This window comes from Flexivirga sp. (genome assembly GCF_051955415.1).
GTDB lineage: Bacteria > Actinomycetota > Actinomycetes > Actinomycetales > Dermatophilaceae > Flexivirga.
Genome location: NZ_JBQCGS010000083.1, coordinates 21,993 through 48,297, shown reverse-complemented (window position 1 = coordinate 48,297; position 26,305 = coordinate 21,993). Strand labels below are relative to the sequence as shown.

Here is a 26,305-nt window from a genome sequence, read left to right as displayed (position 1 = left end):
CCGGCGTCGGCACGAAGGCCACCATCGGCGCACTGATGCCGGCCAGGTCGAGGCAGACGTTCTCCGCGTCGGTGTAGCCGCGCAGCGCGACCAGACACACCCCGACACTCGCCAGCACGGCGACGAAGACCGGACCGGCGGGCGTGTAGTAGTACGCGCTGATCGACGTCTGCCAGCCGCCACGCACCGTCTCGATCCCGAGCGCGATCGTCAGTGCCAGCAGCAACGCCAGCAGACAGAACCGCAGATACCGGTATGTCGTCACCTCGGCGGTCATCTCGAGATCTTCGTCCATGTCAGCAAGGAGCCTCGACTCTGCCGGCTTGATGCATGGCCGGCATTACCACCGGATGTGCCTCGCCGAGACCGCCAGCCGCCGGAGCCGAGCGGGCACCGGGCCGAGTCGTCCCGCCGCCAGCCGCAGACCGGCATCGGCCGCGATCCATTCGACGACTTCGTCGACGGACATCGGATCCGCCACCTGGGCCTCCGGCAGCCGCCGCCGCAACTCGTGCGCGGTCTGCGTCTTGCCCGCACCGAAAGCACCGTTGATCCAGATCAGCACGACACCGTCACACCCACCGGATGGGCAGCCGCTTGACGCCGCGCTGGAAGTTGGACCGCAGCAGGGCCGGTTCCCCGGCGAGTTGTATGTCGCGGGTGCGGACCAGCACTTCACGGAAGAGGTGCTCCATCTGCACCCGTGCGAAGTGTGCGCCGACACAGACGTGCGGACCGTGGCCGAAAACGCGATGGTTGTTGGGCTTTCGGCCCAGCCGCAGCTCCGCCGGCTGGTCGAAGACGGCAGGGTCGCGGTTGGCGGCCAGGTAGGAGACGACCACCTTGTCACCGGCATGCACGGCGGTGTCCCCGAGTTGGACGTCACGGGCAGCAGTGCGCCGGAAGGTCATGACCGGTGTCCACCAGCGCAGCAACTCGTCCACCGCACCCCGGATCTGCGACGGGTCGGCACGCAGTGCCGCCATCGCGTCGGGGTTCGACAGGAGTGCGATCATCGCGCCGGGCAGCCCGTTGCGCAGCGTCTCGTTGCCCGCGACGGCGAAGAGCCAGAACATGTTCTCGAACTCCTCGACCGACAACTGCCCGCCGTCCTCCGCGCGTTGCGCGAGCAGGGTCGACATCACGTCGTCACCCGGCTCGGCCCGCTTCGCGTCACCCAGCAGGTGTGCGTAGCGGTAGAGGTCCGGCATGCCGTCACGGCCGCGCGGGTCCGGCATACGTCCGTGCTCATCCGGCGACGGGCGCAGCGCCACCGCCTCCTGCGCCAGCGAAGTCCCTTGCGCTCCATCGAAAGTCGCCGATCCGGCATAGTCGGCGTCGAGGAAGCCGATGACCCGGTTCGACCAGTCGAACATCAGCCAACGATCCTCCGTCGGCACGCCGAGGACGTCCGCCAGGGTCAGCAGCGGCAGATCAGCCGCGACATCCTTGGCGAAATCGCACTCGTGCGGTCCGTCGAGCATCCGGTCGACGATGCCCTCGGCGTGCGCGGCGATCCGATCCTCCAGCGCCCGCACCGCCCGCGGCGTGAACGACGCGGCGATCATCCTGCGCAACCGGGTGTGCTCCGGCGGATCCATGTTCAGCATCATCCGGCGCACGTAGGCCAAGTCACCCGGTGTCGCAGGGTCACGGATCTGGGTGCCACCGAGCGCCGAGGAGTATGTCGCGGGGTCGCGCACCACCTCGGTGACCAGAGCGTGATCCACCACCAGGTGGTAGCCGGGCCCGGGCGGCAGGCCGGGGAGTTCGGGTTCGTCCACCCAGTGCACCGGACCGGCGGCGCGCAATCGCTCGATCAGCTCGAACGGCACGCCCTCGGTGTAGGTGCTCGGATCGTGCAGAGCTGCAGTCGACGGCGTCGCCATCCTGCTCAGTCCAGTGCGTCGAGGGCGCGACCGAAGTGGTCCATGAAGGCGTCCGGCGACTCGTACATCGGATAATGTCCGGCGTCATCGATGACGGCCATCGCGGCGTCGGGGAAGAGCTGCAGCCAGCTGGCCTCACAGGTCTGCGGGCCGAGCGCCGCGTCGCGAGCGCCGACGATCAGCCGCAGCGGCACCTCGACCGGGGGAACCTCTTCGTGGAAGTCGGTCCTGCCCCACGACGGCAGGTAGGCGCCGAAGGCGTCCCGCCGGGAGTTCTCCACCGAGAAGCGCACCATCTGCTGCACCCACTCGTCCGGGTGCACGTTGCCGGTGGTGAAGTCGATGATCGCCGCCCGGTTGTCGTCGTTGTCCGCGGCTCCGTCGAACAACGCCCACGACTCGTCGTCGAACGGCACACCGGTCGGCGGCACCGGCGACACGCCGATCAGTCCGGTGACCCGCTGCGGTGCGTCGGCGAAGGTGCGCATCATGGCGGTGCCACCCATCGAGTGGCCGATCAATGCGTAACGATTCCAGCCGAGTTCGTCGGCGAGCGCCCGGGCGTCCGCGCTGATCTCGGCGAGGCTGTAGTCACCGGTCTCGGTCTTGCGAGTGCCGTATCCGCGGTAGTCCGGGAACGCCACGGTGCATCGGTCACCGTCGATCCGCAGCGGCAGCTCCCCCCAACCGCTCGACGACCCGAACCACCCGTGCAGGGCGATCAACCGCACCGGACCGGAACCCACCACGACGTGTCCAACACTCATCTGCGCACCCTAATGCGTCGCGCCCTCGCCGGCACCTGTCTGGCGTTCGCGGATGACGAGGGGTGCGGCTGACGGCGACCGCGACGAGGAGTAGACCTGTGACGGACGCACCATCTGGACAGAAGGAGCAGCACGACATGCAACCGCGGATGAAGATCGCCGACGTCATACCCGAGGCCTACGAGAAGGTCATCGCGCTCGAGCAGTACGCCGCCACTCACGTCGACCCGACGCTCTACGAACTGGTCAAACTGCGCGCCTCGATGATCAACGGCTGCGGCTTCTGCATCGACATGCACAGCCACGACGCTCTCGAGGCCGGCGAGCAGCCGCAGCGGCTCTTCGAGCTGATGGCCTGGCGTGAGGTGGGGTGCTTCACCGACCAGGAGCGCGCCGCGCTGGCGCTGGTCGACCAGGTCACCCGGCTGGGCGAGGAGGGGGTCACCGACGAGGTGTGGGCCGCCGCCTGCGACCAGTTCAGCGAGGAGGAGGTCGCCCACCTGCTGGTCGCGATCGCCACGATCAACGTGTGGAACCGGCTCGCCATACCGACGCGAATGCAGCCGCCGAAGCGCTGATCCCGGCCGGTGCGCTCGCGCGCCGACCACCTGCGCGAGTGGGCTGGATCACAGCGCACAAAACCTCCAGTCGACTCGAGCTATAAGTCGTAGTTATGCCTGTCCACCCGGATGTAATCGGTGCCGGAGCAACGCGTAGATTTGCTGCCAGCACCGATAGCGGGAGAACCAGTGAGCAACCTGAAACAGATCAACAGCGTCGTCGTGCGGTTCGCCGGAGACTCCGGTGACGGCATGCAGCTGACCGGCGACCGCTTCACCAGCGACTCCGCCGTTCTCGGCAACGACCTGTCCACCCTGCCCAACTTCCCCGCCGAGATCCGCGCACCACAGGGGACGCTGCCCGGCGTCTCCAGCTTCCAGGTGCACTTCGCCGACCACAGCGTGCTGACCCCGGGCGACGCGCCCGACGTGCTCGTCGCGATGAACCCCGCGGCACTCAAGGCCAATCTCGGCGACCTGCCACGCGGTTCGACGATCATCGTCAACACCGACGAGTTCACCAAGCGCAACCTCGCCAAGGTCGGATACGCGACCAACCCGCTGGAGGACGACTCGCTCGAGGCGTGGCAGGTGCACCCCGTGCCGCTGACCTCGATCACCGTCGAGGCGCTCGCCGACTTCGACCTGGGCCGCAAGGACAAGGAACGCGCGAAGAACATGTTCGCGCTCGGCCTGCTGTCCTGGATGTACACCCGCACGTTGGACGGCACGCGTGCCTTCCTCGCCGCCAAGTTCGCCCAGCAGCCGGACATCCTGGAGGCCAATCTCGCGGCGCTGCGCGCCGGTCACGCGTATGGCGAGACGACCGAGGCGTTCTCGGTGCAATACGCGGTCGCGCCGGCACCGATGGAGGCCGGCACCTATCGGAACATCACCGGGAACGTCGCCACGGCATACGGATTGACCGCTGCGGCACACCGGGCGAAGCTGCCGCTCGTGCTGGGCAGCTACCCGATCACCCCGGCTTCGGACCTGCTGCACAACCTGTCGCGGCTGAAGCACTTCGGCGTCACCACCATCCAGGCCGAGGACGAGATCGCGGCCATCGGCGCCGCCCTGGGCGCTTCCTTCGGCGGCGCGATCGGCGTGACGACCACCAGCGGGCCGGGCCTGGCCCTGAAGTCGGAGACGATCGGGCTCGGCGTCTCCCTCGAGTTGCCGCTCGTCATCATCGACGTGCAGCGTGGCGGCCCGTCGACCGGTCTGCCGACCAAGACCGAGCAGGCCGATCTGTTGCAGGCGATGTTCGGCCGCAACGGTGAGTCGCCGGTCGCAGTGATCGCCGCCAACTCCCCTGCCGACTGCTTCGACGCGGCCATCGAGGCCGTGCAGATGGCGACCACCTATCGCACACCGGTCATCCTGCTCACCGACGGCTATCTGGCCAATGGGTCGCAACCGTGGCGGCTGCCGACCTCCATCGACCAACTGCCGGTCGTCGAGGTCGACTTCGCGACGGAACCGAACGCCACTGATGCCAAAGGCAACCCGGCGTTCCACCCCTACCTGCGTGACGAGGAGACGCTCGCGCGCCCGTGGGCGGTGCCCGGCACACCCGGCCTGGAGCATCGGGTCGGCGGCATCGAGAAGGCCGACGGCACCGGCAACATCAGCTACGACCCGGCCAATCACGACCACATGGTCCGCACCCGCCAGGCGAAGATCGACGGCATCGCCGTGCCCGACATCGAGGTCGACGATCCGACCGGCGATGCCGAACTCCTTGTCCTGGGCTGGGGTTCGACCTACGGTCCGATCGCGGCCGGTGCACGGCTGGCCCGCGCGACGGGTGCCAAGGTCGCCCGTGCGCACCTGCGCCACCTCGCGCCCATGCCGGCGAACCTCGGTGAGGTGCTGCGCCGCTACGAGCGCGTCGTGCTGCCGGAGATGAACCTCGGGCAGCTCGCGCTGCTGCTGCGCGGCAAATACCTCGTCGACATACGCAGCCACACCGCGGTCCGCGGACTGCCTTTCACCGCAGCGGAGATCGCCGCTGTCATCGGTGAACACCTCGACACCATGGGCGAAGGGAGCAACCAGTGACGACCACGGATCTCGGGATGCCGGCCACCAGCGGCATCGCCGGCGTCCCTCTGCTGGCCGACGGCGAGAAGCAGACCAAACGGGACTTCACCTCCGACCAGGAGGTGCGCTGGTGCCCCGGCTGCGGCGACTACATCATCCTCAACGCGGTGCAGAGCTTCCTGCCGGAGCTCGGACTGCGCCGGGAGAACATCGTGTTCGTCTCCGGTATCGGCTGTTCCAGCCGGTTCCCCTACTACCTCGACACCTACGGGATGCATTCGATCCACGGGCGGGCCCCGGCGATCGCCACCGGCCTGGCCACCAGCCGGCCGGATCTGTCGGTCTGGGTCGTCACCGGTGACGGCGATGCACTGTCGATCGGCGGCAACCATCTCATCCATGCGCTGCGCCGCAACGTCAACCTCAAGATCCTGCTCTTCAACAACAAGATCTACGGACTGACCAAGGGGCAGTACTCCCCCACCTCCGACGTCGGCGCGGTCACCAAATCGACACCGCTGGGTTCGGTCGACCGGCCGTTCAACCCGGTGTCGCTCGCGCTCGGCGCGGAAGCGACCTTCGTTGCTCGCACGATGGACTCGGACCGCAAGCACCTCACCGACGTGTTGCGCGCGGCGGCCCAGCACCGCGGCACCGCCCTGGTGGAGATCTACCAGAACTGCCCGATCTTCAACGACGGCGCGTTCGACATTCTCAAGGACGCCGACGAGGGCGAGGGCCGCATCCTACGGCTCGTCGACGGCGAGCCGGTGCGTGCCGGCGAGGGCGAGCTGGCGCGGGTCGTCATACGGGCTGCGGACGGACGACTGGAACTGGCACCCGAGGCGACCGCCGACCCGGCCCAGGTGCTCACCCACGACACCGCGGCCGAGGACCCGTCGACGGCATTCGCGCTGTCGCGACTCGACGGCGCGTCGATGACCAGCGTGCCGATGGGCATCTTCCGCGATGTCGACCGCCCCACGTATGACGACGGCGTCCGCGCGCAGGTCGCGGCCGCATCCCCGGCCGGTCCGGCGACCGACGCGGAGCTGCTGGACCTACTGCACGGCGGCGACACCTGGGCGGTCGGCGGCTGACCTTTGCTCACCGAAGTCGGCGTGCCGGGCCGCCGCCCAGGCGAAGAGCCGCAGCTCCTGCTGGACCTTCTCTTCGTAGAACGCGTCCACCGTCGCCCGGTCCGCGGGACTGAGTGTCTCCAGCGCTGGCCGTTCGAGAGACATCGGCCCGTGCCGGTGACGGGCCCAGCCGCTACGGATCTCCTCCGCGGTGACGACGTGCCGCGGCATACCGCCGGAGAGCAGGCGCCGGGCGGACACCGACAGTGCGACCGCGAGCGGCAGCTCGACCAGGACCGCGGACGCGATGCTCGCCCAGGCGTCCGCCGAGCCCCAGTCCAGCACGACGTCGAACCAGGCGTCGCAGACGAGCACGGTCGCCGTCGCCACCATCGCGGACGCCGCCCACGGGTGCCACCGGTGACCGGACCACAGCGCGGCCAGCAGCAGCACGATCAGGCCGACGTCGAAACCGACCCAGGCGAGCCGCCAGTCGTCGGTCAGGTGCGTGGCCGGCAGCGTCCGGCCGAGATAGGTCGTCCACGGCAGCAGCACCAGCGCGCACACGGCCAGGACGCTCAGCACGAGACGGCGGCTCATGGTGCGACGCTAGATCGTGGCCGTCCCGGCCGTCACTGGGTGACGGCCCGGACCCGTCCCTGAGCCCGGCGTCGCCACGCTGCAGTTGTCCTTCATGGTCATGAAGAAGATTTCGCTGGTGCTTCACGATCGTCATACGCGAGAGTGGGACAATGAGCGCTGTGCAGACCACGAGTGCAGGGACGTCGGCGGGCGACGACACGACTGCGACACAGCGTTCCGCACTCGCCGGCAACGGCGCGGCATACGGCTTCGTGGCCTACCTGATCTGGGGTGCCTTCCCGCTCTACTTCAACGCCCTCAAGCCGGCCGGCGCGTGGGAGGTGCTGGCGCACCGCATCGTCTGGACGCTGGTCGTCTGCCTGGCGGTGCTGGCCGCCACGCGCAACCTGGGCTTCCTGCGCCGGTTGGCGTCCAACCCCCGCCAGCTGGGCGCGACGACCATCGCCGGCCTGCTGATCGCGGTCAACTGGACCGTCTACATCCAGGCCGTCGTCACCGGGCACACCGTCGAGGCGGCGTTGGGCTACTTCCTCAACCCGTTGGTGACCGTCGCCCTCGGTGTCGTGGTGTTGCGCGAACGTCTGCGCGTCCTGCAGTGGGTCGCCGTCGGCGTCGGCGCCCTCGCCTGCGTCTACCTGGCCATCGACTACGGCCGGCCGCCGTGGATCTCGGTGGTCCTGGCGCTCTCCTTCGCCAGCTACGGCTTCATGAAGAAGCGCATCGGCGGCTCGCTGACCGCGGTCGCGAGCCTCACCGCCGAGAGCGCCGTCCTGACGCCGATCGCGATCGTCGTGCTGGTGGTCGTCGGTATGACGGGCAACGCCACCTTCACCTCGGACGGCACCGGACACACGCTGCTGCTGCTCGCCGCCGGAGTCGTGACCGCTGTGCCGCTGCTGCTCTTCGCAGCTGCCGCGAGCCGGGTGCCGTTGGTGACGATCGGGATGCTGCAGTTCATCACCCCGATCCTGCAGCTCCTGTGCGGCGTACTGCTGCTCGGGGAGCACATGCCGATCGCCCGGTGGATCGGCTTCGCCATCGTCTGGGTCGCGCTGGTCCTGTTGACGATCGACTCGCTCACCGCCGGGTCACGGGCGTGGCGGTTGGCCCGTGCCGCGGAGAACTGCGCGATCTGAGTCGGCTCAGGCGCCGGCTTGCTCGTAGACCGGGATGAGCTCCTGGAACCGCGCGTCGAAAGCGTCGGCCGGTCGTTCGGGCGACCAGCCGCCGGCGTGCACCGGCTCTCCGCTCGCCAGCGTCGTCGCGAGGTCCTCCAGATGCGCCTGCCATCCCGCGCAGTAGAAGTGCAGCTTGTCCCCGGGCAGACCACGTTCCTCGACGACCAGGCGCGTCCGGGACCCCTCGGCGCTGAGCCACACCTCTGTCTCGCTGTCTCCGTCGAGGTCCTCGCGCTGGTCCGCCGACTCCGGCACGGAGGCGATCAACAAGTGGCTCGGAGGTTCGCACGTCACGATGCGGCAGGCGCCCGATGCTGTGCTCGTGTAGGTCGCGTGGACGATGCCGCCCGGCCGCAGATCGCCCTCGACCTGGGCGATCCAGCGGGCGAGGCGCTCCGGATCCGTGCACGCCTCCCACAGGTCCTCGATGTCGGTGTCATAGACGTCCTCGACGCGCACCACCCCGCGCGTGTCGTCCAGCTTCCGTATCGTGGCAATGGTTTTCACGTGCGGGCCTTCTTTCCTCGGGCTATCTCGGTGTGCAGCGCGTCGAGGCGGTTCTGCCACAGGGCTCGGTAGTCGTCGAGCCAGTCGTCGACCGGGACGAGCGCTTCGGGACACAGTCGGTAGATCCGGCGCTGTGCGTCCTGGCGCACCTCGACGAGTCCGGCTTCGCGCAGCACCCGCAGATGCCGCGAGACGCCGGGTCGCGCGATCGGCAGGGCGCCGGCCAGTTCACCGGCCGTCGCCTCGTGGTCGCGCAGGATCTCCAGCACCGTGCGCCGACTCGGGTCGGCCAGAGCCTGCAGAACTGCGTCCATGCGGATGAAAGTACCCGCTCAGTTACATAACTGCAAGGGTACAAATGCACCGACCGGACACATTACGCACCGACCGGACACGAAAATCGCCCGGAAATGGGCGCCGGATCGTGTCCGCTGGATGGTTTTGTGTCCGCTCGGTAAGTAGGGGTGGGGCGGGCCGGTCGGGGTCGGGTCTGCGGACGGTCAGCCCAGGACGCGGTCCAGGTAGGGGTTGCTGAAGACGCGCTGCGGGTCGAGCCGGTCGCGCAGCGCGACGAAGTCGTCGAATCGGGGGTAGCGCGAACGTAGTGCGGCAGCGTCGAGTTCGTGCATCTTGCCCCAGTGCGGACGGGCGTCGAGGCCGGCGAGCATCGACCAGAACGCTTCGAAATAGCGGCGGTGGTCCCGCCCGGCATACTGATGTATGGCGATGTAGCCGGACTCGCGCCGGTAGGCCGTCGAGAGCCAGAGGTCGTCCGCCGCGGCGAAGCGCACCTCGACCGGGAAGGTCACCACCTCCACCTTCCGGGACAACCAGGACCGCAGCTCGCGCAGCACGTCCGGCACCGCCGCGCGAGGTATGGCGACCTCGCTCTCCCGGAAGATTACGTCCCGCTCGGACGCGAAGACCCGATAGGACCAGTCGGTGAACTCGCGCCGGGAGAGAGCGCGAGCGGACACCTGGTTGAGCGCGGGAATGATGCGTGGCGCCCGGGCGGTCGCCCTGTTGAGCACGCCGAACAGCTTGTTGGACAACAGATCGTCGTCGATCCGGGAGCGCCAGGCCGGCAGTGGCCTGCGTTGCGCCGGGTCGGCCAGCCTGGTGTTGCGTTTGGTGAGGACCCGGTCGGTGTGCGGGAACCAGTAGAACTCGAAATGGTCTGTGCCGTCGACGGACTCGTCGATGCCGTCGAGCACCTCGTCCAGCGTGGCCGGGGCCTCCACCGCGTGCAGCAGGAATGTCGGCACGCACTGGATCTCCAGCGCGGTGACGATGCCCAGGGCGCCCAGGCTGAGGGCCACGGCCGGAAGCAGCTCCGCGTGCTCGGACTGCGTCACGCGCAGCAGTGCACCGTCGGCCTGCACCAGCTCGACGCCGGTCAGCTGACCCGCCAAGCCGGTGAAACCGGCGCCGGTGCCGTGGGTGCCGGTCGAGACGGCACCGGCGATCGTCTGCCGATCGATGTCACCCAGGTTGGTCATCGCCAGACCGCGGCGGTGCAGCTCCGGCCCCAGCACGTGCAGCGGCGTCCCGGCATGCACCCACACCCGGCCGGTCGCCTCGTCGACCGAGCGCACTCCGGAGAGCCGGTCCATGCGGACCAGCACGTCGGTCGGCTCGGCGATGCCGGTGAACGAATGGCCGGCGCCGACCGCCTTCACCCGGCGCCCGGCACGCATCGACTCCTCGCAGAGCAGCTGCAGATGCGGGATGTCGTGCACCGTGACCGTCTCCTGCGGGTGGCTGGTGACCGTGCCGGCCCAGTTGCTCCACTCAGCCAAAGTTCTGCCCCTCTCCGCGGTAGGTCGGCATCCGGTCCACGATCGCCCCGTCACGCACCAGCACGATCTCGTCGAACCGCTCACACATCTCACCGGCTTTGGCGTGCCGGAACCACACCAGGTCTCCCACCTGCAGGTCTCGAGCAGCCTTGCCGCGCAACGGTGTCTGCACCTCGCCGGCACCCTCGGTGCGGATCAGCTCCAAGCCGACCGGATGGACCGGCTGCGGCGACCGGGACGGCCCGGCGACGCCGGAGGCGGCATACCCGCCACTGAAGGCGACCACCACGTCCCGTCGTGGCTTGCGGACCACCGGTGTGCCGAAGTAGGCCGCAGGGTGCAGGTCGGTGCCGTCATACCCGTCGAACAGCGTTGGGGCGAAAAGCCCTGAGCCGGCCGCGAGTTCGGTCACCGAGCTGTCCCAGTCGGCGTGCAGGCTGCCGGTGCCGCCGGCGTTGACGAGCTCCAGCTCGGTGTAGCGCTCGACCGCCGCCCGCACCTCCTGGCGCCGGACCCGCAGGTCGTCCGCCGATTTCCGCTTCACCAGCCGTATGGCGGCGCCGGTGTCCTGCATGCCGGCGATCTGTGCGTCGTAGAACATCAGGCCCACCAGCCGGATCGACGCGAACTGAGCTGCCTGGCGGGCGAATTCGGCGGCCTGCGATGCGGAGTGCACACTCGATCGGTGCACCCCGAGGTGGACCGGCCCGAGGTCCAGCGAGCTGTCGACATCGAGGCACACCCGCACCCGCGCGCCGCCCGCGGCCGCGTCGATGAGCCGCAGGTGATCCGGCAGATCGGCCATGAAGGTGACCCGTTCACGCAGGACCGGGTCGGCCGCCACCGCCGAGATCGTCACGGAGTCAACCGTCGGGTAGGCGACCAGCACGTCGTCCACACCGCATTCGGCCAGCCACCGCGCTTCCGCCGCCGAATAGGCGAGCACCCCGTGGTAGCCCGGCTCACCGAGCATAATGTCGATCAGCCCGCGCACCCGAATCGACTTGGATGCCAACCGGATCGGCAGGCCACCGGCCCGCCCGCGCATCTCCGCGACGTTGTGCTCGCAGGCCGCGAGGTCCAGCGCCGCGACCGGTGCACCGGCCGTGGTCACCGCGTCCCAGACGCCGGCCGCGCCGCTGCGCGCACTGCGTCCGGGGCCCAGTCTCACGCCGGCCCCGATCCCTGGTCGATCGCGCCGGCCAGCAGCCGCGCGAAGGTCTCCATCACCACTTGCGCCTGCGCATCGTCGCTGTTGACGATCCAGGCGAGGCTCACACCGTCGGTCACCGCGATCACCAAACGCGCCAGCACCTCGGGCTCGACCGGCATGGTCCGGCCGAGGTCCTCGGCATACCGGCGGATGGCGCCCAGCACGGCGCCATACGCGCGATCGAGGAGTTTGCGGGCGATCTGCCGACTGGCCACGTCGCCACGGGACAGGTGCGCGAGCAGCTCGTAGATCAACAGCTGACGGCGCCGGTCGCTGCCGATCTGCTCCCAGTAGGCACGGAACGCCGTCAGGAGTGCCTGGTCGGTCGGCAGCGTCTCCAGCAGGGTGACGTCGATGGTGGGTTGCTCGATGCTGTCGGCGACTGCGCTGATCAGTGCGGCCTTGGACCCGAAGCAATAGTGCACGGTGCCCAGCGGCACACCGGCCTCCTGCGCGATCCGCCGCACGGTCGCGGCGTCCAGCCCCTCCGCGACCGCGACCCGCACGGTCGCATCGATGAGTTCGACCCGACGATCCTGCGCTGACAGCCGTGACATGGCAGTCAGTCTAGCGGCGAAGTTGGACGGCCGACCACGAAAGCGCCGCCCGGTTCGCGGACCGGTCAGACGGTGCGCGAGGCCACCTGGCCGGGCAGGTCGCGCAGCACCGCGAGGGCGTCGCTGTCGCCCAGCGGTTCCAGCAGCGCGACGGCCTGCTCCGCGACCGCAGCCGTATGGCGTCGAGCCTGCTCCAGGGCGGGGTGCGCACGAAGCAGCTCCAGCGCCTCCGCGAGCTAGGCGTCGTCCAGCAGTGGACGAGACACGAGGTCCTGCAGCCGGGCGTCGGCGGGGTCCTCGGACGCCCGGACGTAGAGGACCGGCAGGGTGGTGACGCCCTCGCGCAGGTCGGTGCCCGGGGTCTTGCCGGACGAACCGTCCGAGGCGATGTCCAGCACGTCGTCGGACAGCTGGAAGACCATGCCCACGAATTCGCCGTACTGGCGCATGATCTCTACGGTCTCGGCGGGGCATCCGCCGAACATCGCGCCATACCGGGCGGCCGTCGCGATCAGCGAACCGGTCTTGTCGGCCAGCACCCCGAGGTAGTGCTCCATCGGGTCCGCGTCGACCGGCGCCTGCCGGTCGTCGCGGATCTGGCCGGCGCAGAGCCGGACGAAGGTCTGCGCCTGGATGCGCGCGGCCTCGCTGCCGAGGCCGGCCACGATCTCCGAGGCACGTCCGAAGAGCAGGTCACCCACGATGATGGCGGTGATGTTGTCGTACTCGGCGTTGACGCTGGTCTTGCCGTGGCGTCGTTCGGCGGCATCCATCACGTCGTCGTGGTAGAGCGAGGCGATGTGGGTGAGTTCGACCCCGACGGCGGCGTCGATCACTGCCTCGTTGACGCCGGTGCCGAGCTCGGAGGCCAGCAGGGTCAGCAACGGGCGGAACCGCTTCCCGCCGCCCAGCAGGTGCTGCGAGGCACCCGCGATGAACTCGTCCTCGTGCTGCACCACCTCGGCCAGCCGGGACTCGACCGATCCCAGCCCGGCGGTGAGCCGGTCGGCCAGCGCCCCGCTGGCCGACGGCATCAACGTCGCGGCTTTACTCATCGAGGCCCACGCCGCCTACTCGGCCGACGCGACCCTTCATCGAAGGAAGAGCGCGGAGTGCTGCGCCAGGTTCAGCAGCGGGGCCGGAGCCACGCCGAGGACCAGCGTCGCCAGTGCGCCCACCGTCACCGCGATGCCGGTCAACGCCGACGGCATCAGCACGTGCGTGTCGCCCGTCGGGTCGGAGAAGTACATCAGCACGATGATCCGGATGTAGACGAACGCGGTGACCGCGCTCATCAACATGGCGATGACCACCAGCCAGGTCGAGCCGTGGCCGACCGCGCCGGAGAACAGCGCGAACTTCGCGGTGAACCCGGAGGTCAGCGGGATGCCGGCGAAACCGAGCAGCAGGAAGGAGAACGTCGCCGCGAGCACCGGGCTGGTCTTGCCCAGACCGGCCCACTGCGACAGGTGGGTCGCCTCCGAACCGGCCGACCGCACCAGCGGGATCATCCCGAAGGCGGCCAGCGTGGTGAAGCTGTAGGCGACCAGGTAGAACATCGTCCCGGACAGGCCGGTCTTGTTCAGGGCCACCACGCCGACCAGCAGGAAGCCGGCGTGCGAGATCGAACTGTAGGCCAGCAGCCGCTTCATGTCCGTCTGGGTGACCGCGAACACGGCACCGACGACCATCGTGAGCACGGCCACGATCGCCACGATCGGCTGCCAGTTCCAGCGCAGTCCTTCCAGCGCGACGTAGAACAGCCGCAGCATTGCGCCGAAACCGGCGACCTTGACGGTCGTGGCCATGAAGCCGCTGACCGGGCTCGGGGCACCCTGGTAGACGTCCGGCGTCCAGGTGTGGAACGGCACGGCACCGACCTTGAAGAGCAGACCGACCGCGATCAGGAACACACCCGGGATCATGATGTCGTCCCGGCCGGGGACCGTGCCGACCGCGTTGGCGATCTCGCCGAACTTGATCGATCCGGTCGCGCCGTAGACCAGGGCGGAGCCGAAGAGGAAGAACGCCGAGGAGAACGCGCCGAGCAGGAAGTACTTCAGCGACGCCTCCTGCGACAGCAGCCGTCGGCGGCGGGCCAGCCCGGTCAGGATGTAGAGCGGCAGCGAGAGCACCTCGAGCGCGATGAACATGACCAGCAGGTCACCGGCCGCGACGAAGAGCATCATCCCGCCGATGGAGAAGAGCGCGAGCGGGAAGACCTCGGTCGTGGTCGCGCCCAGCTTGACGGCGTTGGTCTCCATGGGCGAGCCGGGCACCGAAGCACCCGACTGGGTGAACGCGTCCGCCGCCGGGGTGTCGAACCGCTCGGCCATCAGCATGACCGCGAAGAACGAGATCACCAGGATGGTGCCCTGCAGCAGCAGCGCCGGGCCGTCGACGACGACCGCGTCCGCGGCGGTGATGCCGCGGTTGTCCCGCGAGATCAGCACCAGGGTGAGGAAGGCGGCCACGATGCCGACGAATGTCACACCGACCTGCGCCCAGTAACGCTGGGCGCGGGGCAGGAAGGCCTCGACGAGGACACCCACCATCGCCGCGCCGAAGATGACGAGCATCGGCACGACAGCGGCATACGAGATGTGTGCCTGCGTGAACGCGGCGGGCGAGGTCACTTGCTGCTCCCCTCGGTGGTGACGCCGGCGTGCGGTGCCGGGTCGTGGACGTGTACGTGCTGCAGGGTCGAGTCCACCGCGGGACGCAGCAGGTCGAGCGCGGGCTTCGGGAAGAAGCCGAGCACCAGCATGATCGCGATGAGGATGCCGGCGACCAGACGCTCACGCGTGTTCAGATCCTGTATGTCGGATCCGCGCACCCGCGCCTGCTCGGGGACGTCCTCCTTGTCGATCTCGGGCTCGTCGAACAGCGTGGTGGTGATGCCGGTCCTGGGCCGCAGCCCGTCCGGCCCGAGCGCCAGGGTGCCGTCGGGTGCGGCCACCAGCGCCTGCTTCGGGCCGGTGAAGACGTTCTTGTACATCAGCAGGATGTAGAGCGCCGCGAGCACCACGACGACCACCGCGATCCCGGCGGCGACCGGGTAGCGCTGGAAGGAGCCGACCAGCACCAGGAACTCCGAGACGAAGGAGTTCAGGCCCGGCAGGGACAGCGCGGACAGGCCGGCGGTCAGGAACACGCCGGCGAGCACCGGGGTGGTGCGCTGCCAGCCGCCGTAGTCGGTGATGTTCTTGCTCTTGCCGCGGATGATCAGGAAGCCCACGAAGAGGAACAGCGCCGCCGTCGTGAAGCCGTGGTTGATCATGTAGAGCTGCGAGCCGACCAGCGAGGTCTGGGTCACCGCGAAGATGCCCAGCACGATCAGGCCGAAGTGGCTCACCGAGGTGTAGGCGATCAGCCGCATCATGTCGTTCTGGCCGATGGCCGCGATCGCCGCGTAGATGATCGAGATCAGCGCCAGGATGATGACGACCGGGGTCGCCCACTTGCTGGCGTTCGGGAAGAGCTGCAGGCAGAAGCGGATCATCCCGAACGTGCCGACCTTGTCGAGCACGCCGACCAGCAGCACGGCGACGGCCGGCTTGGCCTCGGTCGCCGCATCCGGCAGCCAGGTGTGCACCGGCCACATCGGCGCCTTGATCGCGAAGGCGATGAAGAAGCCGACGAACAGCAGCCGCTCGGTGCTCTCGGACATGTGCAGCCCGGTCAGCGTGCTCACCAGGAAGCCGTGGTCGCCACCGGGACCCTGCTGGTAGAGCGCGATGACCGCGACCAGCATGATCAGCCCGCCCAGCAGCGAGAAGAGCAGGAACTTCACCGCGGCATACTGCCGGCGCGGGCCGCCGTACAGCCCGATCAGGAAGTAGACCGGGATCAGCATCGCCTCGAAGAAGACGTAGAACAGGAAGACGTCGGTCGCGGCGAAGACGCCGATCATGAACGTCTCGAGCACCAGCAGCAGTGCGAAGTAGCCCTGCTCGCGGCGCCCGCCCTCGGGCACGTCGTTCCAGGCCGCGATCAGCGAGACCGGGACCAGCACCAGGCTCATCAGGATGAGCGTGAGCGCCATACCGTCGACGCCGACGGCGTAGGAGACCCCGAACTGCGGGATCCACGAGTGGGTCTCGGTCAGCTGGAACTGCCCGTGACCGCCGCCGGTCTTGAACTGCGTCGCGGCGACGATGCCGACGACCAGGGTGATCAGCGAGAAGGCCAGCGCCACGACCCGCGAGTTGCGGGTGGCGCCCTTGGGCAGCAGCCCGATGACGACGGCGCCCACCAGGGGTATGACGCCGATCGTCGTCAGCCAGGGAAAGTTCGACATCACTGCACCACCCACCAGGCGCCGAGGATTGCGACGACGCCCACGAGCATCGTCAGGGAGTAAGTACGCACGAAACCGTTCTGCATCTTCTTCAGTCGAGCGGAGCTGCCACCGATGCCGGCTGCCGAGCCGTTCCCGACGCCGTCGACGACCTTGTTGTCGAAGAAGACCAGGGAGCGGGTCAGGTGCAGACCGGGACGCTGGATGGCGGCCTGGTTGAAGTCGTCCTGACCGAGGTCACGACGGGCGGCCTGGGTGAGCGGCGAGCCGACCGGTGGAGTGATCGGCACGTCGTCGCGCCAGTACATCTTCCAGGCGATCGCGATGCCGATGACCATCAGCACGAAGGTGGCCACCATCAGCGGGTACTGCCCGAGCACCGCGCTGCCGGCCTCGTGCTTGCCGACGACCGGCTCCAGCCAGTCGCTGATGATGCCGGTCGGGCCCAGGATGAGGCCGAGGAAGGCGGAGCCGACGGCCAGCACCATCATGGGGACGGTCATCGTCAGCGGCGACTCGTGCGGGTGCACGTCCTCGGTCCACCGGCGCTTGCCCATGAAGGTCATGAAGAACATCCGCGACATGTAGAACGCGGTGATGCCCGCGGCGATGAGCGCGGTGAGGCCGAAGACCCACGGCTTCCAGCCGCTGCCCTCGAAGGCGGCCTCGATGATCTTGTCCTTGGACCAGAAGCCGGACAGCCCGGGGAACCCGATGATGGCCAGGAACCCGAGGCCGAAGGTGATCCAGGTGATCTTCATGACCGTGCCGAGTCCACCGAAGCGGCGCATGTCGACCTGGTCGTTCATGCCGTGCATGACCGAGCCGGCGCCGAGGAACATGCCGGCCTTGAAGAAGCCGTGCGTGACCAGGTGGAAGATCGCGAAGGCGTAGCCCACCGGGCCCAGACCAGCCGCGAGCACCATGTAGCCGATCTGCGACATGGTGGAGGCGGCCAGTGCCTTCTTCAGGTCGTCCTTGGCGCAACCGATGACCGCGCCGGCGAAGAGGGTGATGGCGCCGACGATGCACACCGCCAGGCGGGCGTTCTCCGAGGCGTTGAAGATCACGTGGCTGCGCACGATGAGGTAGACACCGGCGGTCACCATCGTCGCGGCGTGGATCAGCGCGGACACCGGTGTCGGGCCGGCCATCGCGTCGCCCAGCCAGGACTGCAGCGGGAACTGCGCGGACTTGCCGCAGGCGGCCACCAGCAGGCACAGGCCGATCGCCAGCAGGGTGCCCTTGCCGGCGTGTGCGACACCGGCGTTGACTCCGGCGAAGTCGATCCGGCCGAACGCCCAGAACATCACGAACATCGCGATGAGCATGCCCATGTCGCCGATGCGGTTGAGGAAGAACGCCTTGTTGGCGGCCGTCGCGTAGGCGGGGTTCCAGTTCCAGAAGCCGATCAGCAGGTATGACGCCAGGCCCACGCCCTCCCAGCCGACGAACAGCAGCAGGTAGGAGTCGGCGAGGACCAGCAGCAGCATGCTGGCGACGAAGAGGTTGAGGTAGGCGAAGAACCGGCGCTTGTCCGGGTCGTGCTCCATGTAGCCCAGCGAGTAGACCAGGATCAGCGACCCGACGAAGGTGATCAGCATGACGAAGGTCAGCGACAGCTGGTCCAGCAGCAGACCCGCGTCGAGGTGCAGCTTTCCGGCGGGCAGCCAGGAGTAGAGGTGCAGGTGCAGCGACCGCTCGTCGGCCGGCTTGCCGCGCAACTGCAGCAGGATCAGCAGGCCGATGACGAACGAGGCCCAGGACAGCAGCACGGCCACGATCGGGCCCGCCTTGTCCAGCTTCTTCCCGCCGAGCAGCAGCAGCGCTGCGCCCAGGGCGGGCAGGCCGATCATCAGCCAGCCGATCGATGCCACACCGGTGGCGTCATGCAAGGTCACGAATACTCCTCGAGCTCACAGCTTCAGCAGGTTGGCGTCGTCCACCGACACGGACCTGCGGGCGCGGAAGATGGCCATGATGATCGCGAGGCCGACCACGACCTCGGCGGCGGCGACCACCATCACGAACAGCGCGATGACCTGGCCGTCCAGCGAACCCTGCATGCGCGCGAAGGTCACGAAGGCGAGGTTGGCGGCGTTGAGCATCAGCTCGATGCCCATGAACACGATGATCGCGTTGCGACGCAGCAGCACCACGGCGCTGCCGATCGAGAACAGGATCACCGACAGGTAAATGTATGACGTGAGTGTCATGACTGACGGTCACCGACTTCCTTGCTCGTCATGTCTCCGGCCTCGCCCTCGATCTCCTGGGCGGCGGCGACGTAACCGCCGGCCGAGCCGACCTGGCCGCGTGCCTTGAGGACTCGCTGGACCGAGGGCTCGGCGGGTGTGCCGTCCGGCAGCAGCGCCGGCACGTCGGCAGCGTTGTGCCGGGCGTAGACACCCGGCACCGGCAGACCCGCGACGTACTCGTTGCGGCGGATGCGGCCGCGCGACCAATCGGCCTGCGACGCCTTCGGGCGCAGCCGCTCGCGGTGCGCCAGGATCATCGCGCCGAGCGCGGCGGTGATCAGCAGCGCCGAGGTGACCTCGAAGGCCCACACGTAGGGGCCGAAGATCAGGTTGGCCAGCCCGCTGACGTTGCCGGTGCTGCCGTTGACCTTGTCCAGCCCCTTGGCGGTGCCGAAGCTGATCTTGGCGACGCTGACCAGCATGCTGACCATCACCGCCAGGGCGAGCAGCAGGCCGGCGACACGCTGGCCCTTGATGGTCTCCACCAGCGAGTCGGAGGAGTCGACACCGACCAGCATGACCACGAAGAGGAAGAGCATCATCACGGCGCCGGAGTAGACGAAGACCTGGATGATGCCGAGAAATTCGGCCTGCTCGGCGATGTAGAAGACACCGAGCAGCACCATCGTCAGCGCCATGCCCATCGCGGCGTGCACTGCCTTGCGCGCGAACAGCAGCGCCAGCGCACCGGCCACTGCGAGCGGGGCACCGAAGAAGAACAGTGTTGCCTCCGCACCACCGAGCCTCATGCCGTCTTTCCTTCCGCGTCGGAGGACGCCATCGCGTCGTCGCCGGAGTGGTGCTCGCGCACCCACTCCTCCTGCTCGGACGTCGCGCCGGTCACCTTGCCCTGGTAGTAGTCGCGCTCCTCCATGCCCTGCACCATCGGGTGCGGGGCGGGCGTCATACCGGGCTGCAACGGCGCGAGCAGCTGGTCCTTGGTGAAGATCAGGTCCGCGCGGTTGTCGTCGGCGAGTTCGTACTCGTTGGTCATCGTCAGCGCGCGCGTGGGGCAGGCCTCGATGCACAGTCCGCAGAAGATGCAGCGAAGATAGTTGATCTGGTAGACGCGGCCGTAACGCTCACCCGGCGAGAAACGCTGACCCGACGCATCGTCGTTGTCGGCGCCCTCGACCAGGATGGCGTCGGCCGGGCACGCCCAGGCGCACAGCTCGCAGCCGACGCACTTCTCCAGGCCGTCCGGGTGCCGGTTGAGCTGGTGCCGGCCGTGGAAACGCAGCTGGGTGGGCCGCTTCTCCTCGGGATACTCCTCGGTGGTGACCTTGCGGAACATCGTGGAGAAGGTCACCCCGAAGCCGGCCACCGGGGCGAAGAGCTCGGACAGGAAACCCTGTTGGTTCTGCTGCTCGTCACCCTGGGCGGCGTGGGCGCCGCTCGACTTCTTGTTGTCAGCCACGAGTCTCTTCCTCCTCGGAATCGGTCGCGTTGTCGAAGCGCTCGGGTTGGTATGCCGCCGACGCGGTCAGGGCCGGGGCGGGCTCACGCAGTTGCTGCCCCGGCAACGGCGGCACCGGGTAACCACCGGCGAAGGGGTCGATCTCGGTGGCCTGCGGTGCGACGGCCTTCTCCCGGGCTGCGGCCTTGTAGTCGTAGATCCAGGCGGCCGCCAGCACCAGCAGCACGATGATCACGATGGTGATCAGCGTCGACCGGTGGATCCGGCCACCGAACACCATGCTGTCGCCCAGGAAGCCCTCGTTGGAGGCGCGCAGGAAGGCGACCGCGACGACCCACACCAGGGTGCTCGGGATGAGCACCTTCCAGCCCAGCCGCATGAACTGGTCGTATCGGACACGCGGCAGCGAGCCGCGCAGCCAGACGAAGAAGAACATGAACAGCCACAGTTTGATGACGAACCACAACAGGCCCCACCAGCCGCCGTTGAACATGCCGCCGCCGATGGCGGCGATGCCGGGAGGTGCCTGCCAGCCGCCGAGGAAGAGCGTGGTGGCCAGTGCGGAGACGGTGAACATGTTGACGTATTCGCCGAGGAAGAACATCGCGAACTTCAGCGACGAGTACTCGGTGTGGAAACCACCGGTCAACTCGCCCTCACCCTCGGCGAGGTCGAACGGCAGCCGGTTGGTCTCGCCGACCATGGTGATGATGTAGACGCCGAAGGAGAAGAACGCCGGGATGCAGTACCACAAGCTCTTCTGCGCCAGCACGATCTGGCTGGTCGACATCGACCCGGCATACAGGAAGACGGCGACCAGGGCGAGGCCCATGGCGATCTCGTAGGAGATCACCTGGGCGCTGGAGCGCAGACCGCCCAGCAGCGGGTATGTCGAACCCGACGACCAGCCGGCCAGCACGATGCCGTAGACACCGACACCCGCGACGGCGAGCACCAGCAGCACGGCGACCGGCACGTCGGTCAGCTGCAGCGGCGTGTAGTGGCCGAACATCCACACGTTGCCGGACAACGGGATGATCGCGAACGACACGAACGCCATCGCGCCGGCGATGATCGGTGCCAGCACGAACATCAGCTTGTCGGCCTTGCGGGGCGTGATGTCTTCCTTCAACGCCAGCTTCACACCGTCGGCCAGCGTCTGCAGCAGACCGAAGGGTCCGGTGCGGTTGGGGCCGGGACGCTCCTGCATCCGGCCGATCACGCGCCGCTCGAACCAGATCACGATCAGCGTGTTGAGCAGCAGGAAGACGAACAGCAACACCGCCTTGATCAGCGACAGCCACCACGGCGTGTCGCTGAAGTCGGCCGCCGGGTTGTCGGTGCTGGCGGCCAGCGCCGGACCGGCGAGGGCGACGAGGTTCACTGAACACTCTCCTCGGTTGGGGACTGGTCGGTGACGGCCGCCGGCGCCTTGGCCAGCGTGACGATCGCGCCACCGTCGGCACCGAGGGTGGCACGCACCGCGCTGTCGGTCGAATTGGTCGGCAACCACACGACGTAGTCGGGCATCTCGGTGAGGACCACCGGCAGGGTGATCGCCCCGTCCTTGGTCGACACCCGCACTCGCTCACCCTCGTGCACGCCGACACTGGCTGCGGTCGCGGACGACAGCCGCGCCACGGACGCCATGGCGGTGCTGGCCAGGAACGGCTCACCGTCCTGCAGCACGCCCTTGTCCAGCAAATGCGCCCAGGTGGCCAGCACGGCCTCGCCGATCAGCGGGCGCGGCACACCACGGGACTTGACCCGCGGCCGCGCCGGGCGTTCGCCGGCGCCGGCACCGAGCTCGCGCATCTCGGCGCGGACCTGCTCCACGGTGCGGGTGCCCAGGAACTCGCCCAACTCGGCGGCGAGCAGGTCCAGGGCGCGCAGGTCGGAGATCTGGGTGCTCTCGATGGCCCTCTCGAAGGGCCGCACGCGACCCTCCCAGTTGACGTAGGAACCGGACTTCTCCTGCTGGGCGGCGACCGGCAGGATAACGTCGGCGTAGGGCGCCAACGGGCTCTGCCGGACCTCCAGCGACACCACGAAGGCCCGGTCCAGACCGGCCTGTGCGGCGTGCTGCGCGGCCAGGTCGCGGGGGTCGAGGCCACCCACGATCAGGCCGGCCAGCTCGCCGGACGCGGCGGCGGCCAGGATCGCGTCGGTGTCGCGACCGGGCTGCGCGGGCAGCTCGGCGGCGCCCCAGACGGTGCCGACCTCGGCGCGCGCGGCCGCGTCGGCGACCGGACGGCCGCCGGGCAGCAGGTTGCCGATGGCGCCGGCCTCGAGCGCGCCGCGCTCGCCGGCACGCCGCGGCACCCACGCGACGCGGGCACCCTTGGCCTGCGCCAACGCGAGGACCGAGGACAGCGCGCCCGGCACGGTCGCCATACGTTCGCCGACGACGATGATCGAGTCGGAGCTGAGCTCGGCGGAGGTCGACTCCAAGTCGCCGGTGGCCGCGGTGATCGCGTCCAGCACCTCCGCCTCGGTGCCCGGTGCGGCCGCGATGAGCGTGCCGCCCATCTTGCTCAGGCCGCGTGTCACGAACGGCGCGACCGACAGCACCTTGGTGCCGTGGTTGCGGTTGCCCTTGCGCAGCCGCAGGAAGACGATCGGCGACTCCTCCTCCGGCTCGATGCCCACGAGCAGCACCGACGGAGCGTGCTCGAGGTCGGTGTACGTCACTGCACCGCGGACGTCTTTTCGCGGCTCGTCTGCGTCGGTGCTGCCTTGCTGCGCTGCGGCACCACCGGCCGTCGCCGCGGTATCGGGACCGGTCGTCACGACCGAGCTGGCCAGGAAGTCGGCCTCCTCGGCGGACAGCGGACGGGCGCGGAAGTCGATGTCGTTGGTGTCGAGCACCAGCCGCGCGAACTTGCTGTAGGCGTAGGCATCCTCGGCGCTGATCCGGCCGCCGGTGAGCACGCCGACACCGCCGGCCGCCTTGGCAGCCGCGATGCCCTTGGCCGCCACGTCCAGGGCCTCGGGCCAGGAAGCGACCCGCAGTTCACCGTGCGCGTCGCGCACCAGCGGCGTCTGCAGCCGGTCGGTGGTGGCGTACTTGAACGCCCAGCGACCCTTGTCGCAGTTCCACTCCTCGTTGACCGCCGCATCCTCCAGCGCCATCCGGCGCAGCACCACGCCGCGGCGGTGGTCAGTGCGCAGCGAGCAGCCGCTGGCGCAGTGCTCACACACCGACGGGGTGGACACCAGGTCGAACGGACGCGACCGGAAGCGGTATGCCGCGCCGGTCAACGCACCCACCGGGCAGATCTGCACGGTGTTGCCGGAGAAGTAGGACTCGAACGGCTTCTCCTCGTAGATGCCGACCTGCTGCAGCGCGCCGCGCTCGATCAGCGCGATGAACGGGTCACCGGCGATCTGGTCGGAGAAGCGAGTGCAGCGAGCGCACAGCACGCAGCGCTCGCGGTCCAGCAGCACCTGGCTGGAGATGTTGATCGGCTTGGGATAGGTGCGCTTGATGTCGTCGAAGCGCGACTTGGGCCGGCCGTTGCTCATCGCCTGGTTCTGCAGTGGGCACTCGCCGCCCTTGTCACAGACCGGGCAATCCAGTGGGTGGTTGATCAGCAGCAGCTCCATGACACCCTGCTGCGCCTTGTCGGCCACCGGCGAGGAGATCTGCGTCTTGACCTCCATGCCCTCGGTGGCCTCGATGGTGCAGGAGGCCTGCGGCTTGGGCATGGCCCGCATCGACCCGTCCGGTCCCGGCGTCGCGACCTCGACAAGGCACTGGCGGCAGGCGCCGACCGGCTCCAGCAACGGGTGGTCGCAGAAGCGCGGGATCTGCACCCCGATCTCCTCGGCGGCACGGATGACCAGGGTGCCCTTGGGCACGCTGACCGGCACACCGTCGATGGTCAGGGACACGCTCTCCGGCGGGGGCGGCGGCGCTGCGGCCGCGCCGCCGGATGCGGATGAAGTGACGGTCGTCATACGGACGCGGTCTCCTTCTGGGTGGAAGCGGCCGGGAAGAGCGCCGAACGCTCGGGCGGGAAGGCCTCCCACCACGGCGAGTGCATGCCGGCCTCGAACTCTTCACGGAAGTACTGCACGGCCGAGGTGATCGGGCTGGTCGCGCCGTCACCGAGCGCGCAGAACGCGCGGCCGAGGATGTTGTCGCAGATGTCGACGAGCTTGTCGATGTCGTCCTGGGTGCCCTGGCCGACCTCGAGCCGGGTCATGATCTGCTTCAGCCAGAAGGTGCCTTCCCGGCACGGCGTGCACTTGCCGCACGACTCGTGCGCGTAGAAGTCGGTCCAGCGGCTGACCGCCCGAACCACCGAGGTGGTCTCGTCGAAGATCTGCAGGGCGCGGGTGCCGAGCATCGAACCGGCGGCGGCCACCGACTCGAAGTCGAGCGGCACATCCAGGTGCTCGTCGGTGAAGATCGGCGTCGAGGAGCCTCCCGGCGTCCAGAACTTCAGCCGGTGACCCTCGCGGATGCCACCGGACATGTCCAGCAGTTCGCGCAAGGTGATGCCCAGGGGCGCTTCGTACTGACCCGGCCGGGTCACGTGACCGGACAGGCTGAAGATGCCGAAGCCCTTGGACTTCTCGGTGCCCATGTCGCCGAACCAGTCGGCACCCCGGCCGACGATCAGCGGAACCGACGCGATCGACTCGACGTTGTTCACCACAGTGGGCCGGGCGTAGAGACCCGCGACGGCGGGGAACGGCGGCTTCAGCCGGGGTTGGCCACGCCGGCCTTCCAGGCTGTCCAGCAGCGCGGTCTCCTCACCGCAGATGTAGGCGCCCGCACCGGCGTGCACGGTGACCTCCAAGTCGAAGCCGGTGCCGTGGATGTCCTTGCCGAGGTGGCCCGCGGCATACGCCTCCTCGACCGCACGCATCAGCCGGCGGTAGACGTGCACCGTCTCGCCGCGCAGGTAGATGAACGCGTGGTGGCAGCCGATGGCGTATGACGTGATCGCGACGCCCTCGATGAGGAAGTGCGGCGCCGCCATCATCAGCGGGATGTCCTTGCAGGTGCCCGGCTCGGACTCGTCGGCGTTGACCACCAGGTAGCGGGGGCCGCCGTCCGGCTTGGGCAGGAACGACCACTTCAGACCGGTCGGGAAGCCGGCGCCGCCACGACCGCGCAGGCCGGAGTCCTTGGTCATGTCGACCAGCGCCTGCTGCTCCATGCCCAGGGCCTTGTCGAGCGCCTGGTATCCGCCGTTGTCCAGGTAGGTGTCCAACGTCCAGGACCGCGGGTCGTCCCAGAACTTGGTCAGGATCGGAGTCAGCGTGGTGGCCATTACTTCTCCTCCTTGGCGGACTCTGCGGTGCCGTGCCCCTGGGTGCTGGTGTGCGGGTCACCCGGCTGCGGGTCCTGGCCGGCACCGGTGGGGTTCTGCTGCTCGTCGCCGACCTCGGAGGAGTCGCCCGGCGCGCGCCAGCCGTGCTCCTTGGCCAGCTTCAGGCCCTCCAGGCTCGGACCGCCCGCGCCGACGCCCTCGTCGGCCAGGCCGTCCGGGAAACCGGCCAGCGTGCGGGAGATCTGCTTGAAGCCGCAGACCTTGGCCGGGCCGCGCGTCGGCCTGACGTCCTTGCCAGCACGCAGGTCGTCCACCAGCCGGATGGTCGACTCGGGCGTCTGGTTGTCCATGAACTCCCAGTTGGCCATGACCACCGGCGCATAGTCGCACGCGGCGTTGCACTCGACCCGCTCGAGGGTGATCTTGCCGTCCTCGGTCGTCTCGTCGTGCCCGATGCCCAGGTGCTCGGAGACGGCGTCGAAGATCAGGTCCCCGCCCATCACCGCGCACAACGTGTTGGTGCAGACGCCCACGGTGTATTCGCCGTTGGGATGGCGCTTGTACTGGGTGTAGAAGGTGGCCACACCCGACACCTCGGCGTCGGTGAGGCCCAGCTTCTCGGCGCAGAACGTCACGCCACGGCCGGTGACGTAACCGTCGACGCTCTGGATCAGGTGCAGCATCGGCAGCAGCGCCGACCGCTTCACCGGGTAACGGCCCAGGATCTCGTCGGAGTCGCGGTGCAACTGCTCCAGCTGCTCGGCGGTGTAGGGCTCGGCGCTCTGCTGCAACGGCGTCTGCTCGTGGAACGGCACCGCGACCTCGTGCTCGACGTGTTCTTCGATGC

24 protein-coding genes and 1 pseudogene are annotated in these 26,305 nt (G+C 68.7%); 4 read left to right on the top strand and 21 right to left on the bottom strand.

Annotated features, from left to right (window positions below; translation table 11 throughout):
* The 4 genes and pseudogenes from ACTHL4_RS14505 to ACTHL4_RS14490 form a co-directional block, all read right to left on the bottom strand.
* Window positions 1–295: pseudogene (locus ACTHL4_RS14505) on the bottom strand (hypothetical protein); the annotation flags it as partial.
* A 45-nt stretch (window positions 296–340) separates the two neighbouring features.
* Window positions 341–565: a hypothetical protein gene (locus ACTHL4_RS14500; protein WP_440283467.1), complete on the bottom strand. Its 225-nt coding sequence runs from the start codon at window positions 563–565 to the stop codon at window positions 341–343.
* A 7-nt stretch (window positions 566–572) separates the two neighbouring features.
* Window positions 573–1,889, bottom strand: a complete 1,317-nt coding sequence (locus ACTHL4_RS14495) for a cytochrome P450 (RefSeq protein WP_440283466.1) — start codon at window positions 1,887–1,889, stop codon at window positions 573–575.
* 5 nt (window positions 1,890–1,894) lie between these two features.
* Window positions 1,895–2,656 carry an alpha/beta fold hydrolase gene (locus tag ACTHL4_RS14490; protein ID WP_440283465.1) on the bottom strand — a complete coding sequence of 254 codons (762 nt, stop codon included), beginning with the start codon at window positions 2,654–2,656 and terminating at the stop codon, window positions 1,895–1,897.
* A gap of 98 nt (window positions 2,657–2,754) precedes the next feature.
* On the opposite strand from ACTHL4_RS14490, the gene ACTHL4_RS14485 reads away from it, so the two are divergent.
* The 3 genes from ACTHL4_RS14485 (at window position 2,755) to ACTHL4_RS14475 (ending at window position 6,362) form a co-directional block, all read left to right on the top strand.
* The gene (locus ACTHL4_RS14485; protein WP_440283464.1) at window positions 2,755–3,234 is read left to right on the top strand and encodes a carboxymuconolactone decarboxylase family protein; all 480 of its coding nucleotides are present in this window, start codon (window positions 2,755–2,757) and stop codon (window positions 3,232–3,234) included.
* A gap of 171 nt (window positions 3,235–3,405) precedes the next feature.
* Window positions 3,406–5,280, top strand: a complete 1,875-nt coding sequence (locus ACTHL4_RS14480) for a 2-oxoacid:acceptor oxidoreductase subunit alpha (protein WP_440283463.1) — start codon at window positions 3,406–3,408, stop codon at window positions 5,278–5,280.
* 17 nt (window positions 5,281–5,297) lie between these two features.
* Entirely contained in the window at window positions 5,298–6,362 is a 1,065-nt protein-coding gene (locus tag ACTHL4_RS14475) for a 2-oxoacid:ferredoxin oxidoreductase subunit beta (RefSeq protein ID WP_440283472.1), read from the top strand.
* On the opposite strand, the gene ACTHL4_RS14470 is transcribed toward ACTHL4_RS14475, so the two are convergent.
* The gene (locus ACTHL4_RS14470) at window positions 6,324–6,941 is read right to left on the bottom strand and encodes a hypothetical protein (RefSeq protein WP_440283462.1); all 618 of its coding nucleotides are present in this window, start codon (window positions 6,939–6,941) and stop codon (window positions 6,324–6,326) included. The genes ACTHL4_RS14475 and ACTHL4_RS14470 overlap by 39 nt on opposite strands.
* Before the next feature lie 152 nt (window positions 6,942–7,093).
* On the opposite strand from ACTHL4_RS14470, the gene rarD reads away from it, so the two are divergent.
* Window positions 7,094–8,080 (top strand): EamA family transporter RarD, encoded by a 987-nt coding sequence (gene rarD / locus ACTHL4_RS14465; protein WP_440283461.1) that lies wholly within the window; start codon window positions 7,094–7,096, stop codon window positions 8,078–8,080.
* A gap of 6 nt (window positions 8,081–8,086) precedes the next feature.
* Here the strand turns inward: rarD and ACTHL4_RS14460 are convergent, their stop codons facing one another.
* The 16 genes from ACTHL4_RS14460 to nuoE all read right to left on the bottom strand — a co-directional run bounded on the left by ACTHL4_RS14460 (window position 8,087) and on the right by nuoE (window position 26,303).
* Window positions 8,087–8,629, bottom strand: coding sequence for an SRPBCC domain-containing protein (locus tag ACTHL4_RS14460; protein ID WP_440283460.1), 543 nt, complete (start codon window positions 8,627–8,629; stop codon window positions 8,087–8,089).
* A complete protein-coding gene (locus ACTHL4_RS14455; RefSeq protein WP_440283459.1) occupies window positions 8,626–8,943 on the bottom strand; it encodes an ArsR/SmtB family transcription factor in 318 nt (105 codons plus the stop codon). Before ACTHL4_RS14455 ends, ACTHL4_RS14460 begins: the two co-directional genes overlap by 4 nt.
* A gap of 186 nt (window positions 8,944–9,129) precedes the next feature.
* Window positions 9,130–10,428, bottom strand: a complete 1,299-nt coding sequence (locus tag ACTHL4_RS14450) for a D-arabinono-1,4-lactone oxidase (protein ID WP_440283458.1) — start codon at window positions 10,426–10,428, stop codon at window positions 9,130–9,132.
* On the bottom strand, window positions 10,421–11,599 hold the full coding sequence (locus ACTHL4_RS14445; protein ID WP_440283457.1) for an alanine racemase: 1,179 nt from the start codon (window positions 11,597–11,599) through the stop codon (window positions 10,421–10,423). The genes ACTHL4_RS14450 and ACTHL4_RS14445 overlap by 8 nt, the downstream gene beginning before the upstream one ends.
* On the bottom strand, window positions 11,596–12,198 hold the full coding sequence (locus tag ACTHL4_RS14440; protein WP_440283456.1) for a TetR/AcrR family transcriptional regulator: 603 nt from the start codon (window positions 12,196–12,198) through the stop codon (window positions 11,596–11,598). Before ACTHL4_RS14440 ends, ACTHL4_RS14445 begins: the two co-directional genes overlap by 4 nt.
* A gap of 236 nt (window positions 12,199–12,434) precedes the next feature.
* Window positions 12,435–13,253: a polyprenyl synthetase family protein gene (locus ACTHL4_RS14435; protein ID WP_440283455.1), complete on the bottom strand. Its 819-nt coding sequence runs from the start codon at window positions 13,251–13,253 to the stop codon at window positions 12,435–12,437.
* A gap of 36 nt (window positions 13,254–13,289) precedes the next feature.
* Window positions 13,290–14,834, bottom strand: a complete 1,545-nt coding sequence (gene nuoN / locus ACTHL4_RS14430) for an NADH-quinone oxidoreductase subunit NuoN (protein WP_440283454.1) — start codon at window positions 14,832–14,834, stop codon at window positions 13,290–13,292.
* On the bottom strand, window positions 14,831–16,498 hold the full coding sequence (locus ACTHL4_RS14425) for an NADH-quinone oxidoreductase subunit M (protein ID WP_440283453.1): 1,668 nt from the start codon (window positions 16,496–16,498) through the stop codon (window positions 14,831–14,833). Before ACTHL4_RS14425 ends, nuoN begins: the two co-directional genes overlap by 4 nt.
* Window positions 16,498–18,354: an NADH-quinone oxidoreductase subunit L gene (gene nuoL / locus ACTHL4_RS14420; RefSeq protein ID WP_440283471.1), complete on the bottom strand. Its 1,857-nt coding sequence runs from the start codon at window positions 18,352–18,354 to the stop codon at window positions 16,498–16,500. The genes ACTHL4_RS14425 and nuoL overlap by 1 nt, the downstream gene beginning before the upstream one ends.
* A 60-nt stretch (window positions 18,355–18,414) precedes the next feature.
* Window positions 18,415–18,714: an NADH-quinone oxidoreductase subunit NuoK gene (gene nuoK / locus ACTHL4_RS14415; RefSeq protein ID WP_440283452.1), complete on the bottom strand. Its 300-nt coding sequence runs from the start codon at window positions 18,712–18,714 to the stop codon at window positions 18,415–18,417.
* Window positions 18,711–19,505: an NADH-quinone oxidoreductase subunit J gene (locus ACTHL4_RS14410; protein ID WP_440283451.1), complete on the bottom strand. Its 795-nt coding sequence runs from the start codon at window positions 19,503–19,505 to the stop codon at window positions 18,711–18,713. Before ACTHL4_RS14410 ends, nuoK begins: the two co-directional genes overlap by 4 nt.
* On the bottom strand, window positions 19,502–20,101 hold the full coding sequence (nuoI, locus tag ACTHL4_RS14405) for an NADH-quinone oxidoreductase subunit NuoI (RefSeq protein ID WP_440283470.1): 600 nt from the start codon (window positions 20,099–20,101) through the stop codon (window positions 19,502–19,504). The genes ACTHL4_RS14410 and nuoI overlap by 4 nt, the downstream gene beginning before the upstream one ends.
* Window positions 20,102–20,165: 64 nt before the next feature.
* The gene (gene nuoH, locus ACTHL4_RS14400; RefSeq protein WP_440283450.1) at window positions 20,166–21,557 is read right to left on the bottom strand and encodes an NADH-quinone oxidoreductase subunit NuoH; all 1,392 of its coding nucleotides are present in this window, start codon (window positions 21,555–21,557) and stop codon (window positions 20,166–20,168) included.
* The gene (locus tag ACTHL4_RS14395; RefSeq protein ID WP_440283449.1) at window positions 21,554–24,133 is read right to left on the bottom strand and encodes an NADH-quinone oxidoreductase subunit G; all 2,580 of its coding nucleotides are present in this window, start codon (window positions 24,131–24,133) and stop codon (window positions 21,554–21,556) included. Before ACTHL4_RS14395 ends, nuoH begins: the two co-directional genes overlap by 4 nt.
* Window positions 24,130–25,458: an NADH-quinone oxidoreductase subunit NuoF gene (nuoF, locus tag ACTHL4_RS14390; RefSeq protein WP_440283448.1), complete on the bottom strand. Its 1,329-nt coding sequence runs from the start codon at window positions 25,456–25,458 to the stop codon at window positions 24,130–24,132. The genes ACTHL4_RS14395 and nuoF overlap by 4 nt, the downstream gene beginning before the upstream one ends.
* Complete coding sequence (nuoE, locus tag ACTHL4_RS14385; protein ID WP_440283469.1) at window positions 25,458–26,303, bottom strand: NADH-quinone oxidoreductase subunit NuoE; 846 nt, start codon at window positions 26,301–26,303, stop codon at window positions 25,458–25,460. Before nuoE ends, nuoF begins: the two co-directional genes overlap by 1 nt.
* Window positions 26,304–26,305: the final 2 nt, after the last annotated feature.